This is a genomic window from Paraburkholderia sp. SIMBA_027 (assembly GCF_046535315.1).
In the GTDB taxonomy this organism is placed as follows: domain Bacteria; phylum Pseudomonadota; class Gammaproteobacteria; order Burkholderiales; family Burkholderiaceae; genus Paraburkholderia; species Paraburkholderia tropica.
In genome coordinates this window covers 1-238 of sequence record NZ_JAWRWY010001556.1, presented here as the reverse complement: position 1 = coordinate 238, position 238 = coordinate 1, and the positions used below count along the sequence as shown (strand labels likewise).

1 protein-coding gene is annotated in these 238 nt (G+C 68.5%); it reads right to left on the bottom strand.

Annotation, left to right across the window (positions count from 1 at the left end; all coding sequences use genetic code 11):
* A partial coding sequence (locus SB764_RS44405) for a hypothetical protein (RefSeq protein WP_410867364.1) occupies nt 1-211 on the bottom strand: 211 nt, incomplete at its 3' end.
* Nucleotides 212-238: the final 27 nt, after the last annotated feature.

Genomic DNA, 238 nt, shown 5'->3' with positions numbered 1-238 from the left:
CGGGGCTGCCCGATGAGTTCGTCGGCGCGACGCCGGCCTGATTCTTTACCGCATCGGTCACGCCTTCCTGCGCGGTCTGCAGCGACGCAGCGCCCATCACCTCCTTCGTCATCGGCAGCGATTCCTTGTTGCCGAGCGCGTCCTCGCTGATCTGCGTCGCGATCACCGACGTCGCCGGCTCGAGCCGCTGCGGTGTGTACAGCGCAGCCACGTCGCGGATCCGCGCACGCAGGTCGTC